The organism is Fretibacterium sp. OH1220_COT-178 (genome assembly GCF_003860125.1).
Classification (GTDB): domain Bacteria; phylum Synergistota; class Synergistia; order Synergistales; family Aminobacteriaceae; genus CAJPSE01.
On the sequence record NZ_RQYL01000011.1, the window covers coordinates 1 to 13,877 of the forward strand.

Annotated in this window: 14 protein-coding genes; 11 read left to right on the forward strand and 3 right to left on the reverse strand. The window is 65.0% G+C overall.

From position 1 onward, the window contains the following. The first annotated feature begins 299 nt into the window (after positions 1-299). On the forward strand, positions 300-944 hold the full coding sequence (locus tag EII26_RS05785; protein WP_124888203.1) for a ZinT/AdcA family metal-binding protein: 645 nt from the start codon (positions 300-302) through the stop codon (positions 942-944). A gap of 195 nt (positions 945-1,139) precedes the next feature. Here the strand turns inward: EII26_RS05785 and EII26_RS05790 are convergent, their stop codons facing one another. The 3 genes from EII26_RS05790 to dcd are packed head-to-tail and all read right to left on the reverse strand — an operon-like array spanning position 1,140 to position 4,291. Then, a complete protein-coding gene (locus EII26_RS05790; protein ID WP_124888204.1) occupies positions 1,140-2,810 on the reverse strand; it encodes an AAA family ATPase in 1,671 nt (556 codons plus the stop codon). Positions 2,811-2,820: 10 nt separating this feature from the next. Beyond that, positions 2,821-3,696 carry an NAD(+)/NADH kinase gene (locus tag EII26_RS05795; protein ID WP_124888205.1) on the reverse strand — a complete coding sequence of 292 codons (876 nt, stop codon included), beginning with the start codon at positions 3,694-3,696 and terminating at the stop codon, positions 2,821-2,823. 55 nt (positions 3,697-3,751) lie between these two features. Further along, a complete protein-coding gene (gene dcd, locus EII26_RS05800; RefSeq protein WP_124888206.1) occupies positions 3,752-4,291 on the reverse strand; it encodes a dCTP deaminase in 540 nt (179 codons plus the stop codon). Between the two features lie 288 nt (positions 4,292-4,579). On the opposite strand from dcd, the gene EII26_RS05805 reads away from it, so the two are divergent. From EII26_RS05805 to EII26_RS05850, 10 genes are read left to right on the forward strand one after another with little or no spacing between them, the layout of a single operon-like run. Continuing rightward, complete coding sequence (locus EII26_RS05805; RefSeq protein WP_124888207.1) at positions 4,580-5,635, forward strand: 3'-5' exoribonuclease YhaM family protein; 1,056 nt, start codon at positions 4,580-4,582, stop codon at positions 5,633-5,635. Next, positions 5,632-6,564: an RluA family pseudouridine synthase gene (locus EII26_RS05810; RefSeq protein WP_124888208.1), complete on the forward strand. Its 933-nt coding sequence runs from the start codon at positions 5,632-5,634 to the stop codon at positions 6,562-6,564. The genes EII26_RS05805 and EII26_RS05810 overlap by 4 nt, the downstream gene beginning before the upstream one ends. A gap of 59 nt (positions 6,565-6,623) precedes the next feature. After that, positions 6,624-8,198: an ABC transporter ATP-binding protein gene (locus EII26_RS05815; protein ID WP_124888209.1), complete on the forward strand. Its 1,575-nt coding sequence runs from the start codon at positions 6,624-6,626 to the stop codon at positions 8,196-8,198. Beyond that, positions 8,195-9,262, forward strand: coding sequence for an ABC transporter permease (locus EII26_RS05820; protein ID WP_124888210.1), 1,068 nt, complete (start codon positions 8,195-8,197; stop codon positions 9,260-9,262). Before EII26_RS05815 ends, EII26_RS05820 begins: the two co-directional genes overlap by 4 nt. Further along, entirely contained in the window at positions 9,262-10,191 is a 930-nt protein-coding gene (locus tag EII26_RS05825; protein ID WP_124888211.1) for an ABC transporter permease, read from the forward strand. Before EII26_RS05820 ends, EII26_RS05825 begins: the two co-directional genes overlap by 1 nt. A gap of 12 nt (positions 10,192-10,203) precedes the next feature. Then, complete coding sequence (locus tag EII26_RS05830) at positions 10,204-10,665, forward strand: hypothetical protein (RefSeq protein WP_124888212.1); 462 nt, start codon at positions 10,204-10,206, stop codon at positions 10,663-10,665. Positions 10,666-10,672: 7 nt separating this feature from the next. Beyond that, positions 10,673-10,945: a MoaD/ThiS family protein gene (locus tag EII26_RS05835; protein ID WP_124888213.1), complete on the forward strand. Its 273-nt coding sequence runs from the start codon at positions 10,673-10,675 to the stop codon at positions 10,943-10,945. Next, a complete protein-coding gene (locus EII26_RS05840) occupies positions 10,942-12,144 on the forward strand; it encodes a YibE/F family protein (RefSeq protein WP_124888214.1) in 1,203 nt (400 codons plus the stop codon). Before EII26_RS05835 ends, EII26_RS05840 begins: the two co-directional genes overlap by 4 nt. 4 nt (positions 12,145-12,148) lie before the next feature. Then, a complete protein-coding gene (locus EII26_RS05845; RefSeq protein WP_124888215.1) occupies positions 12,149-13,084 on the forward strand; it encodes a Ppx/GppA phosphatase family protein in 936 nt (311 codons plus the stop codon). Positions 13,085-13,143: 59 nt separating this feature from the next. Continuing rightward, complete coding sequence (locus EII26_RS05850) at positions 13,144-13,824, forward strand: lipid-binding SYLF domain-containing protein (protein WP_124888216.1); 681 nt, start codon at positions 13,144-13,146, stop codon at positions 13,822-13,824. Positions 13,825-13,877: the final 53 nt, after the last annotated feature.

The following is a 13,877-nucleotide window of genomic DNA, read 5'->3' on the forward strand; positions in this document are numbered from 1 at the left end:
TACTGTATGGGGTACATACGGAAGAGTAGGTCGCCGCCAGAAAACAGTATGAATACAACACGAAGCCCCCCAGCCATTCTGGCCGGGGGGCTTCGCGCGTCTTTCGATTGTTTTTGAATGAGGCTCTTGGGGCTGCTTTATGCTCTTGCCCCTCAAACTTGGGCGGGGCTTGATCCTGAGATCAAGCCCCGTTTTTTCATATTCTCTTCTCTCAACTTTTTTCTCTTGTATTTTAGAGAAATAAAAGCTATAGTTTATTTGTGTTTGCATCTTAAAACTTTTAAGGAGTGATTCTCGTGATGAAGTCTGGAAAGTGGAAGCTGGGAGTTTCTCTTTGCCTACTTGTTTTTGCCTTGATGTTCTTGGGGGGGTGCGGCGGGTCGGATAGCAATCAGCAGACCCGAATTTTTGGTCCCTGGGCGGGGAGCTGGACGAGTTCCACTACTTTCCTTGACGCGCCCGAGATGGTTGATGTCTACAAGATGCTGGCAGAGAAGGCTGCCGCTGCAGGAAAGAAGACCAACACGCCGGAGGCGGTAAAAGCCTTTTTCAAGGCAATGGGGAATTCGGATTTTGCAGGATTGAGACTGGAGGGAGACAAGGTTACTTTCCTGAATGCCGATGGTACGTCTAAGGAGACCCTGTCCTATACTTATGAGGGGATTGAGAAGCGGAAATTCGGCGAGTATCCCTTGAGCTGGTCGACCTTTCAGGCGACGTCCGCGAGCTCCTATAAATACCTCGTTATGATGCCTCCGGAGCAACACGGTACTGGGCCTGTCCATTTTCACGTCCGTTACGGTGACAAGGGTATAGCGTATTTGTTGGACACACCTGCACTGCAGGGGTGGTGGCCGACGCTCTGCAAGGAGGGGACGACGGCTGCCAAGTACGCCGCGGGGATCCTGGAAGGGGCGGACGAGATGGTGGGCATGCTGCCTTAGCCGGTCCAGGTGGAAAGACGCGGTCGGGGGACGTCCTGATCGTGATGCCGGCGTTGCCCTTTCTCGACATCTGCACGAGCCCCCCAGCCAAAATGGCCGGGGGGCTTCGCGCATCTTATAACCGTTTTTTCTTTCGAAAGGCGCACGGCAACGGACCCTGCCGGATGCCCGCAGCCTTGCGGAGGATCGAGGATCCTATCGCGAAGGCAAGGCCTCGTCGGCCTCCCTTTCGGCCAGAAGCCTGCGGGCGTGATCGCGGGCCTCCGCAAGGTTGGGGGTGCCGGAGAGCATCCTCGCGATCTCGGTCACGCGCTCCTCGCCCTCGACCCTCCGCACTTGGGATTCTCCGCCCTCCCGGCGGACGAGGATATGGACATCTCCCAAGGCCGCGATCGAGGCCTCGTGGGTGACCAGGACGACTTGGCAGCGGCGCGAAAGCGCCTTCAGCTTGACCCCGGACAATACGGCGGCCCGTCCGCCCAGCCCGGCCTCCACCTCGTCGAACACGAGGCTGGGCGGAAGCCACTCGTCGGGAAGGGACAATTGAAGCGCCAGGAGCAGCCGGCTCAACTCCCCCCCGGAGGCGATCTTGTCCACGCGCCCGGAGCGCTTTCCGGCGGAGAGGAGGAACTCCGCCTCGTCCGCGCCGCTTCGGCGCAGTTTTGTGAGCTCCTTCAGCACAACGGAGAATTCGATGCCCTCCATGCCCAGGTCGGCCAGAAGTGCGTTGACCCTCGCCTCCAGGGCGGAGGCAGCGGTCCTGCGCCCCTCGCGCAGGACGAGAGCCAGGGCGCTGGCCCTGCGCTTGAGGTCCCGGGAGCGCTGCGACAGATCTTCGAGCTGCGCGTAACTCGTCTCCAGCCACTCCAGGCTTTCCGCGGCATCCCGGCAGTAGGCCAGCAACTCGTCCTCGGTTCGGGTGCCGGACAGGCGTTTCAGCCGGCGCAACGCTCCGAGGCGCGACTCCAGACGGTCCCTCTCCATCGCCTCGTTCGCGTGTCCCTCCAGGCCCTCCCGAACCGTCTCGGCGACGTCCGTAAAGGCTTGCACGCCCTCGGTCAGTGAATGGCGTGCTTTGGAGTGCTCCTCCTCCGGCAGGATCTCCAGCAGGGATTCGCCGATGTTTCTCAGCTCGTCGAGAAGTCCCTGCTCGGAGAGTCCGCCGCAGAGACGGTCCAGGTTCTGCCTCGCCCTATCCTGCTGCGCCAGGCGCCGGTTGATGGCGCCGATCTCGGATTCGAGCGCGCCCTCGAGGCCGGGTTCGGGCCGCACCTTTCGGACGAGAGCCAGGACCTCGCCGGCGTTGGCGTATTGGCGCTCGATCTCCGCCCTTCGCTCCGCCATCCCCCTCAGCTCCCTGTCGCAGGCACGGGCCTGGTCGAAGACGGTCCGCAGTTCCCGGGCGGCCGCCCGGGCCTCGGAATCGATGCAGGAGTCCACCATGGAAAGCTGCCGATCGGCGTCCAGGAGCTCCATCTGGGCGAACTGGCTTTGAATGCGGAGCAGGCGTCCCATGGCCTGAGCATAGGTCCCGAGCGGGACATGGATGCCCTGGAGGGCCGCTCGTGCACGGTCGCCGCGCGGCAGAACGCGCCGCGCAAAGAGCGCCCCCTCCTCCGGCTGCAGGGAGTCCTCCAGGCCCGGAAAATGGAGGGCGGTGGAGAAGGTCGCCTCCGCCCCCGCCTCCTCCTCTCCGCCCCGGATCAGGGACGCTTGTCCCCGCGCCCCGGCGACGAGCTCGAGGGCCCGGACGATGCTGCTCTTGCCCGCGCCGCTCTCGCCGGTGATGACGGTCAGCCCCCGATCGAAGGAGAGGGCGGTTTGTCCGATGCCCCCGACGTTCCAGAGACGGAGTTCCTCCAGCACGGCGGGCGTCTCACTCCTTTTCGGACACGGCCCGGCTCTGTCCCCAGCCGAGCTTCTCCTGGACGAGGTCGAGGAAGGTGCGCTCGGGCATGGTGATGGTGCGGATGCACTTGTCCTGGGCCAGTTCGATGTCCATGCGGTCCCCGGGAAAGACCTCGTAGCCCAGCTGGCCGTCCTGCGTCAGGGTGATGTCGCGGGAGCTTCCGCGCGGGATGAGCGAGATCCGGTCCGTGGCCGCCGCCATGAGCGGACGGGAGTAGAGCGTGTGGGCGCAGAGGGGGGCGAGCAGCATGCTGTCGAGATGAGGCGGGATGATGGGGCCGCCTGCGGAGAGGGCGTAGGCGGTCGAGCCCGTGGGGGAGGAGACGATGACCCCGTCCGCCGGAAGAACGCCGAAGAAGCGGTCGTCGAACCGCACCTCGATGTGGAGCAGCCGCGCGATGGCGTTTTTGCTGAGGACGACGTCGTTGAGGGCGTAAAGGGTATGGAGCGGCACGCCGTCCCGGTGGAGGACGCACCGCAGGAGCCTGCGGCACAGAACGTTGTAGTGGCCGTTCAGGATGTTCTCCAGGTCCGTCTCCGCGTCGTCGGGCTTGCCGGAGGCGAGAAAGCCGAGATGCCCCAGGTTGATGCCGTAAAGGAGGGTGTCCGCGTCGAGCACGTAGCGTGCGGCGCGCAGGAACGTCCCGTCCCCGCCGATGACGAGGGCGACCTCGACCGTCCTCAGCCACTCCTCGTCCGGGATCCCGACGGTCGTGAGGACCGAGGCCTCCTGTTGGGGGAGGAGGATGGAGAGCCCTTTGTCCTGTCCCCACTGCAACAGCCGACGCGCCATCGCGATGGCCTCGGGCTTGTGCGTGTTGACGATCATCCCCAGTTTTTTCATGACGTCCCTCTTTCCTCCTGCGTTCGTGCCCGGGGGGCGCTGCCGCCCCATTATATCAGGGCCGATCGGCCTCCGCCCGTGCGAAGTCCCTGTACATCAGGCTGGGCTGTATGCCCGTGTTGTTTTGGTACTTGCCGCTTCGGTAGGGCTCGTAGTCGCCCTCGAGCGTGTGGTAATAGATCTGGCAGATCTCGATTCCCGGGTAGATGCGGACGGGCTGGACGCAGAAGATCTCGAGGGTCCAGTAGCCCGCGAAACCGACGTCGCCGAAGCCCGCGGTCACGTGGATGCAGAGTCCGAGTCGGCCGATGGACGAGCGCCCTTCGAGCATGGGGACGTAGGACTCGGTGCGGGTGTACTCGACGGTCCGTCCCAGGTAGAGTTTGCCCGGCTTCAGGAGAAGGCCGTCCCTGGGGATGGCGAGCGTCTCGGTTTCGTTGGGGATTCTCATGTCGAGCGCTTCGCACGCGTAGACCATCAGTTCGTCGTGCAGGGTCAGGTTGTAGCTGTTGGGGTTGAGCCTCCGTTCGTCGAAGGGATCGATGACGATCTCCTTCCCCATGTGCCTCAGGATTTCCTTTCCGGAGAGAATCACGATGACGCGGGCCCCCTTTTCGGATTTTCGGGCGCCTTTCTCGTTCGGCGGAGGCGCTCCTTTTCTGTTCCTCGATCTCCGGGCCGATCAGGCCGTTTTTCGTAAAAAGCCCTTTATATTTTGGCCTTTTGTCGATTGCCCCCTTGCCGTTTATCGTCCCTGGGCCTTATTATAGAACGGATGCGTTTTTTCGCCGAATGGCGTCCGTCTCGGGCGTATGGGATTCGTAAATTCGAGGTTCCATTGAGGTTATGTGAGCAGAACGAAGGAAAGAGCGGAACGGGGCAGATGAAGGAAAAAAAGAGATTGACGGTCGAGGAGACGCGGCGGCTTTCCAAGGATTCCGCCTTTTCCCTGTTGGGGGTCGTCTCCCGCCTTGTGCGCAAGAAGGACAGAAACGACAATCCCTTCTGGGACATCTCGGTGATGGACGGAACGGGACAGATCGACGGCAAGATCTGGGGCAACTCCGAATGGTGGCGGCTCCGGGGCGAGGAGCGGACGCGCCTCGATCCTCTGGCCGACGACGAAGTCCTGAACCTGGAAGGATGCACCGCAGGGCTCCAGGGCAAGGTCGTGGAGTTCAGGGACCAGAACCAGTACAACTTCAACGTCGTGTACCTCGTGGATCAGGACAAGTACCCGGCGCACGGCTTCGTGCGCCGGTCCCCGTTCTCCGACGAGGCCATGGAGGCCGAGTTTCGGTCCTTGGTCGAGGGGTGCGGGGAGCCCGTTCGAGGCTTCCTGGAGCGTATTTTCTTCGAACGGGGGATTTGGAGGGAATTCAGGGCGTGGCCTGCGGCCGTCTCGGTTCACCACGCCTACGTGGGCGGGCTTCTCGAGCACTCGCTGTCCGTGGCGCGCGCGGCGGTCGCCCTCGCCCGCGGCTACGTCGAATCCGGCGTGCCGGTGGACGTGGATGTCGTCGTCGCCGGATCGCTTCTGCACGACCTCGGGAAGCTCGAGTCGTACCGCCTGTCCCCAACCCCCCAGGTCACGCTTCCCGGCAACGTCGTGGACCACATCGTCCTGGGCTATCACCGTTTTATGTCCCTGGCCGAGGAGGCGGGGTTCGACCGGGACAGGGCGCTGGCCATAGGACACATCCTGGTGAGCCACCACGGAAGCCGCGAGTTCGGGTCGCCCGTTCTGCCCGCCACGGCCGAGGCGATGATCGTCTCCGCGGCCGACGAGCTGGACTTCAAGCTCTATTGCTGGCGGGAGCAGATCGCCCAGCTGGATGCGGCCCGGGACGTGACCGATTTCGTGCCCACGCTGCAGCGCCGCCTGTGGCGGGGTGCTCCCCCCGCGGGGAACGCGAAGGCCTTCACGGAGCAGGGATGAGCTACCGCCTGCTCCTTTCCCGGGACCACGACGGGCGCCGTCTCGACCGCACGCTGCGCTCGATATGGCCGGCCGTCCCCCTCTCCGCCATCATGCGGAGCCTGCGCAAGGGGGAGGTGCGGCTGGACTCCGTCCGGGTTCGGGAGCCGGGTACGCGCGTCCGTGCGGGGCAGGAGCTTTACGTCCCCTGGGAGGGCCCGGAGGAGCGGAGCTTCGAGCGGCGGGGGACCGTTCCGGTCCTCTGGCGGGGGGATGCGGCGCTCGTCGTGAACAAGCCCGCGAACCTGCTCGTTCAGCCCGACGTCAAGGACGGCGACAGCGTGATCACGCGGGTCTGGAGCATGGTGGGGGGGCGCGAGGCCGGGTTTGCCCCCGCCGCCGTCCATCGCCTCGACCGCAACACGACCGGAGCGCTTGTCGTCGCCCTCCGGGGCGACGCCTTGCGGGGCCTGGAGCGCCTCTTCAAGGAGAGGCGCGTGGTCAAGCGCTACCTGGCGATCGTCGTGGGACGGTCCCGCGAGGCCGGGGAGATCGATGCCCCTCTGCTGAAGGACGCGGAGGCGAACACCGTTCGCGTGGCTTCCGAGGGGAAGAGGGCCCTGACCCGCTACCGGCGCCTGGCGGGCGACGACGGGATGTCCCTGGTGGCCATCGACCTGCTGACGGGGCGGACGCACCAGGCCCGCGTGCACATGGCCCATGCGGGGTTCCCCATACTGGGGGACCGGAAGTACGGCTGTTTCGAGGCGAACCGAAGCCGGGGGGAGGTGCGGCGTCCTTTGCTCCACGCGTTCGAGCTGGGCTTTCCCGAGGGGCTCGACGGTCCCCTGGCCGAGCTGTCGGGCCGGACCTTTAGGGCGCCCCTGCCCGAGGAGATGCAGGCGGTCGCCGTGAGGCGAGGGTGGGACGTCTCCGTTTTGGGGAACTGATTTTTTCGCCGTCCTGAGCGTTTTCGAGGTGTGGATCACGGAGGGGGGAGTCGGGGAGGATGGAAGAGGGGACGAAACGGGTTCCTCTTGTGGAGATGCGGGGCATCACCAAGCAGTTCTCGGGGGTGACGGCCAACAGTGAGGTCGATTTCTCGGTGGAGGCCGGGGAGGTTCACGCCCTCCTGGGGGAGAACGGGGCCGGAAAATCCACCCTGATGAACGTTCTGTACGGCCTGTATGCCCCGGACTCGGGACAGATTTTTGTGAATGGAGTCCCCAAGGTCTTCCGGTCGCCGAGCGACGCCATCGCGGCGGGCATCGGCATGGTGCACCAGCACTTCATGCTGGTTCAGACCCAGACGGTCTGGGAGAACATGATCCTGGGGCTTCCGGGGACCGGCTTTGTTCTGCCGCGCCGAAGGATTCAGGACAGGATCGCGGAGATCTCGGAGCACTACGGGCTCCGGATCGACCCCTCCGCAATGGTCTGGCAGCTCTCCATGGGGGAACAGCAGCGCGTGGCGATCCTGCAGATGCTCTACCGCAACGCCTCGGTCCTGATCCTGGACGAGCCCACGGCGGTCCTGACGCCCCAGGAGGCGCAGAACCTCTTCAAGACGATGCGCCGCATGACGGAGGAGGGGCACGGGATCGTCTTCATCTCGCACAAGATGCACGAGGTCATGAGCGAGACGCGGCGGGTCACGGTGCTCCGCAGGGGGCGCAACGCGGGCTCCGTGAGGACCGCGGAGACCTCGCCCGGGGCGTTGGCGGAGATGATGATGGGGACCAAGGTCCCGATCGACCTCCATAAAAAGCCGTTGAAGGCGGGCCCCCCCGTGTTCGAGGCCGAGAACATCTCGGTGCTCAACGACCGGGGGCTGGTGGCCGTGGACGGGCTTTCCTTCCGGCTCCGCCCCTACGAGATCCTGGGCATAGCGGGGGTGGCGGGAAACGGCCAGAGGGAGCTCTGCGAGGGGATCGTCGGGCTTCGGGCCCTGAGCTCGGGATGCGTCCGCATGGAGGGGACGGACATGACGAACGCGGCGCCCCGCCGCTTCGTGGACAAGGGCGTGCACTACATCCCCGCCGACCGCAAGCGGGTCGGCATGGTGGCGGACATGGACGTCAGCAGCAACACGATCCTCCGCAACTACTGGCAGAACCCCATCTCGCGCTCCGGCTTCATCGACTGGAGACGCTCGGAGGACTACTCGAAGAACATCATCCAGGACTTCAACGTCTCGGTCCCCTCGCCGAGGACCCCCGTGCGGAACCTGAGCGGGGGCAACCTCCAGAAGCTCCTGCTGGGGCGCGAGCTCTCCGGAGACCCCAAGGTGGTCGTGGCCATGCACCCCACCTGGGGCCTGGACGTCGCCGCCACGCGCTACGTGCGCGAGCAGCTGCTGAAGGAGCGCGAGCAGGGGGCGGCGATCCTGCTGATCTCCGAGGACCTGGACGAGCTGATGGCCCTGAGCGATCGGCTGGCCGTGCTGTTCAAGGGAAAGTTCATGGGCATCCTCGCGGACCCCGCCTCGGTGTCGTTCGAGAAGGTGGGGCTGATGATGGCGGGCTCGTGGATCTCCGAGGTCCTGAGGGACGAGGCCGGGGTATGCGGGGAGGGCTCGCGATGAGGCTGAGGGTGGAGAAGCGGCTCGATCCCTCCGCCTGGATCAACGCCGCCGTGTCGGTGCTGTCGGTGCTGCTGGCCTTTGGGGTGGGGGGTGTGCTCCTGCACGTGCAGGGGGTATCGCCCATCGAGGCCTACAAGATGATCTTCGATTCGGCCTTCGGCAGTGCCTACGACCTGAGCGAGACGGTGGTGAAGGCGCTGCCCCTGGCGATGGTGTCGCTGGCGGCGATGCTCTGCTTCACGATGCTGATCTGGAACATCGGCGGGGAAGGGCAGGCCCTGATCGGCGCCCTGGCCGCTGCGGCCGTGGTGCGCTATTTTCCCATGGAAAACTCCCTTGCGATGCTGGCCTCGATGGCGGCCGCGGCCGCGGTCGCCGGCGGGACGTGGGCGGGGATCGCCGGCTTTCTCAAGGGACGCTGGAACGTCAACGAGATCATCTCGACCCTGATGCTGAACTATATCGCCATCAAACTGCTGGAGTACTTCGTCTACGGCCCATGGCGGGATCCCTCCTCCCTGGGGTTCCCCATGACGGCGCCCTTCATCGACTCCGCGCGCCTGCCGACGCTCTGGGGGACGCGCATCCACCTGGGGCTTTACGCCGTTCTGGCCCTGACGGCGGTCATGTGGGTCCTGCTCCGCAGGAGCCGCTGGGGCTACGAGATCCGGGTGATGGGAAACAACGCCCGGGCGGCCCACTACGCCGGGATGAACTACGAGCGGAGCGTGATCCTGGTCATGTTCGTCTCCGGGGCCATCGCGGGCTGTGCGGGGATGTGCGAGGTCTCGGGCCTTCAGGGGCGCCTGCAGGCCGGATTCACCGCCCAGTACGGCTACACGGCGATCATCGTCGCCTGGCTGTCCCGGCTCAATCCTCTGCTCAGCCTCCTCGTCGCCTTCCTGATGGGGGCGCTTCTCGTGGGGGGCGATGCGCTGCAGATCATGATGGGGCTGCCGGTGGCGACCGCCACCATTCTCCAGGGCCTGATCCTGTTCTTCGTGCTGGGGGGACAGTTCTTCTACAATTACCGTATTTCCTGGATCGATGGAGGTAAGAGCTGATGGAGACCCTGGTTCCGATTTTGGCCGCCGCCGTCCGGAGCGGCACGCCGATTCTCTATGCCACGCTGGGCGAGATCCTGACGGAGAAGGGCGGGGTCATGAACCTGGGGCTCGAGGGAATCATGCTGATGGGGGCCCTGTCGGGGTTCGTGGTCACGTTCTCCACGGGAAATCCCTGGCTGGGCCTGGGGGCCGCCTTTGCGGTCGGGATGGGGCTGGGGCTGATCCACGCCTTCCTGACCGTGACCATGAAGGGCAATCAGGTGGTCTGCGGCCTGGCCATGACGATGTTCGGCTCGGGCGTCAGTGCGCTGATGGGCCGTGCGCACATCGGGGTGACCATCGGCGGCCTGAACCCCGTTCCGATACCCGGCCTGTCGGACCTGCCGGTCCTCGGTCGGGTGCTCTTCTCGCAGGATGTGATGGTCTACGCCTCGCTCGTGCTGATGGCGCTGCTGTACTTCTTTTTCTCCGCGACGAGGCCGGGGATGAACCTGAGGGCGGTCGGCGACAACCCCAAGGCCGCGGACGCCATGGGGCTCTCCGTCGCCCGCGTCCGCTATCTCTACACTATTCTCGGTGCGGGGCTGGTGTCCCTGGGTGGGGCCTACATGTCGATCGTCTACAACAAATTCTGGGCGGAGGGCATGATCGCCGGACGGGGCTGGATTGCCGTGGCCATGGTCATCTTCGCGATCTGGAACCCCTTCCAGGCCGCCGTGGGCGCCTATCTCTTCGGGGGGGTCGAGGCCTTCCAGCTGAGGCTCCAGACGGCGGGCACCTCCATTCCCGCGCCGCTCCTGATGATGCTGCCCTACGTCATGACGATTCTGGTGCTGCTCTTCATCTCGATCGGGCGGGGGAGAAGCGTCGTCCTGGGGGCTCCGACGGCGTTGGGGGTGCCCTTCGACCGGGAGGAACGGGACTAGGAGGGGAGAAATATGGACGGGACGATTCGGGATCTGATGCCGCTGAGGGACGACGAGACGCCCCCCGCGCTCTTCCGGTGGGGGGGCATCGCGCTTGGCGTCGTCCTGGTGTCGGACGCGTTGCGGCGTTTTCTGATTCCCGCCTCCAGGCGGGATCTTTACGGTTTTCTGGTCTACCTCGTCCTGGGCGTCGCCTGCCTGGCCCTTGCGGGGTATCGGCGCGCCTTTGTGCTCGACGATCGGGGCCTGGTCCGCGAGACGACCGTCTGGGGGAGGAGCCGGCACCGCCTCCTCCTCTCCTGGGAGGATATGACGGGGATTCTCTGGGATCCGGAGGAGGGGGGCGGCACGGCCAGATTCGCCGCCGACGGCGTGGCGTGGCGCCTGCGGGTGCCCGAGAGGGGCGGCGATTTGGCCGAATGGATCGCCCGAAGGCGGCCGGACCTGGGAAATTTCGGGCCTGCTGGGAGATGACGAATTCATGGTGAAGGTCTTGCTGTTTGGAGAGCTGAAGCGCCTGGCGGCGAGCTCGGAGGTTTTTCTGGAGGTTCGGGAGACCAATGTGCTGAACGCCCTGGTCGACCTTTCCGCCCGCTACGGGGGGCGTTTTCGTGAGATCGTCCTCGGGGATGGCGACGAGAGGGCGATCGTCCTGGTGAACGGGGCTCCCGTTCGTTTTGGGGTCATGGAAAAGCGATTGAACGACGGCGATGTCCTGAGCCTGATGCCGCTCTGCGAGGAGGGGCCGGAATGAGCCTGCCCCGCTGCAGAAGGTTTTTGCTGCGTCTCGCCGCGGTCTTCGTCTTCGTGTTCGCGGTCTATCATGCGGCGGATCTTTGGACGCTCCGTTCCTGGAACGATGAGGACTCCCTGATTGTGGAAGTGCTGGAGATGGGGACCGAACGGCTCCGGCCGACGGCCGTTTCGAAGGACGAGGAGGCCGAGGAGGAGTCGTTTCCGGCCCTGGATCGGCCTCTGAAGGTGCTCGTTCTGACGGGGAAGCAAAAGGGGCGCGCCTTCAACATCGTCGTGACCCGGCTTGCGGGCAGCGGCGTCGACCTGCTCCCGAACCGGCGCTATCTCCTGATGGAGGACGTCTTCGAGGACGGCGGCAAGCAATATTCCATTGCGGACTCCTATCGCATTCCCTCGGTCCTCGCCTTCGTGGCGTTCGTCTCCGCACTGCTGCTGCTTTTCGCGGGGTGGGATGGGCTTCGTGCCCTGCTGGGACTGGGCATCTCGGTCGTCTGCCTGCTCTGGGGGCTGGTCCCTCTGATCGCTTCGGGCTGGCCTCCCATCCCGCTGGCCTTCTCCGCCGTGCTCGCCATCTCGACCGTGACGGTGATCTGCGTCGTCAAACGGCACCGTTACCGCTCCGCGGCGCTCCTGGGCAGCCTGGGAGGCGTGGGGGGAGGATTTCTCCTGGGCGTGTCGATGGTCTTCGTCTGGCAGCTCAGCGGCCTGGCCGGCGAGGGTGCGGCGCTGCTGGCCTCCACGCATCCCGACATCGACATCCGCGGAATCCTGTTGGCCTCGCTTCTGATCGGGGCTATCGGGGCGGTGCTCGATGTGGGGATCTCCATCACGGCCTCGATGGCGGAGCTGGTGGATTACGACCCGGACATTCCCCTGAAGCGGCTCTGGGTCGCCGGTATGAATGTCGGGGGCGAGGTGCTGGGGAGCATGATCAATACCCTGATCCTGGCCTATCTGGGGGTCTCCTTGCCGATGACGGTGCTCATCAGCAGCGCCGGAGCGGACGTCAAGGGGCTGCTGAACGACCCGTACATCGGCCAGGAGATCGTACAGAGCCTCGCCGGGACGGCCGGTCTCCTGCTGACGATTCCCATGACCGCCCTGTTCTTCGTCCTGCAGGAGGGCTGGGAACGCCGGCGCCAGGTCCGGAACGATCAGGAGTTCGTACCCGAGGAGGACGGGGAGGAGGGCGCATAGGACGATGGGCGAGGTCAAGGCCGTCATAGACATCGGGAGCAACTCCATCAAGCTGCGCGTCGGCCGCTTCCGGAGGGGGCGGATCGAGGTGTTGCTGGACTCGACCGAGGTCGTTCGTCTGGGGCGCGGGCTCGAGGGCGGACGTCTGCGGGAGGAGACGCTTCGGAACGGCGTCCGCGTCGTCGAGGAGATGGTCCGTCGTGCCCGGGACCGGGGGGCCGATCCGCGTCTCGTTGGAACAATGGCCCTTCGCATTGCGGAGAACGCTCAGGACTTCCTGGACGCCATTCTCGATCGCACGGGATTGGAGGCGACGGTGCTCTCCGGGGAGGAGGAGGCCCGGCTCGCATGGAAGGGGGCCGTGGCCGGGCGCGATTGCGGCGGGGCGTTTGCGGTGTTCGACACGGGGGGCGGAAGCACGGAGTTCATCTTTGGCTCGAGCTCCGGCATAGAACGTTCCGAAAGCGTTGCGGTGGGGGCGGTGAGCCTCTCCGAGCGTTTTTTTGCGGAGGATCCCGTTTCGGAGGCGTCGCTGCACGAGGCTTTGGGTTATGTCCGCGATCTGTTTTTTTGCAGTAAAATAGAATGGGGCAGGTCGTTGGTCTCTCCGACGGTCATCGGACTGGGAGGCGGTCTGGTGGCCATGGCCTCAGTCCGATTGGGGCGTCCGGTCTTCGTGCCGCTGAGGCTCGACGGCATGAGATTGTCCCGGGAGAATGTGGAGGAACAGGTGCGACGCTATGCGGGCTGTACGCTCGACGAGCGGCGGCGCATCGTGGGGTTGCCGGCGAGCCGGGCCGACCTGGTCCTGGGCAGCGCCTGCATCGTGCGGTGCGCGATGGAGGCGCTGCATGTCGATTCCCTCATCGTCGGTATCAACGGGCTTCGACATGGGCTCCTGGTGGAGCTGTTCGAGGCGGACGGTTTTGTCCTGCGATAGGAACGTGAGCGCGATCGGGCCCTTGGGCCCATGACGTCGTCTTTCGAGGAGGAGGGGACATGGTGAGTCTGCGGAAGCTCTTGAGCGCGGTTCTGATTGTTGTCGTTGCGGTGCTTCTGGCCGTTCCCGCTTCGGCGTCTTCTCCGAAGCGGCTGATCGAGGACTCCGTCGAGGTCCTCAGGGAAATGGTCAAGCAGGACGATGCCCGGAGTATGGCCGACGTGCTGAAGGGGGCCCATGCCGTCGCCTTCGTTCCCTCTCTGGTCAAGGCCGGATTTGTCCTGGGAGGCCAGTACGGCGAGGGGCTGATCCTGCGGAGGGAGAAGGGCAAATGGTACGGCCCGAGCTTCTACAACCTGGGAGGCGGTTCCCTGGGGCTCCAGATCGGGGCTCAGAAGATCTCCCTGGTCCTCGTCGTGACGAACGAGAAGGGGGTGGAGGCCTTTTTGCGCAGCAAGACGAAGCTGGGCGGGGACGTGGCTGTGGCCGCAGGACCGGTGGGGCGCCGCGCCGAGGCCGCGACGGACGCCCAGATGAAGGCCTCCATTTACAGCTATTCCATGACGCAGGGGTTGTTTGCCGGTGTCTCGCTGGAGGGGTCCGTGATCAGCATCAGCGTCAAGCGCAACGAGGAGTACTGGAAAAAGAAGATCAGCGCGTCCGAGGCCCTGAAGGGCCGGGCGAGCGACAAGCGAATCCAGCCCCTCGTCAGGGAGCTGGACCGTTTGATCGGAAAATAGCCTCCGCTCCGGCGGCGGAGGGGCGTCGGTATTGGCGAAGCGCTTCACCGGTT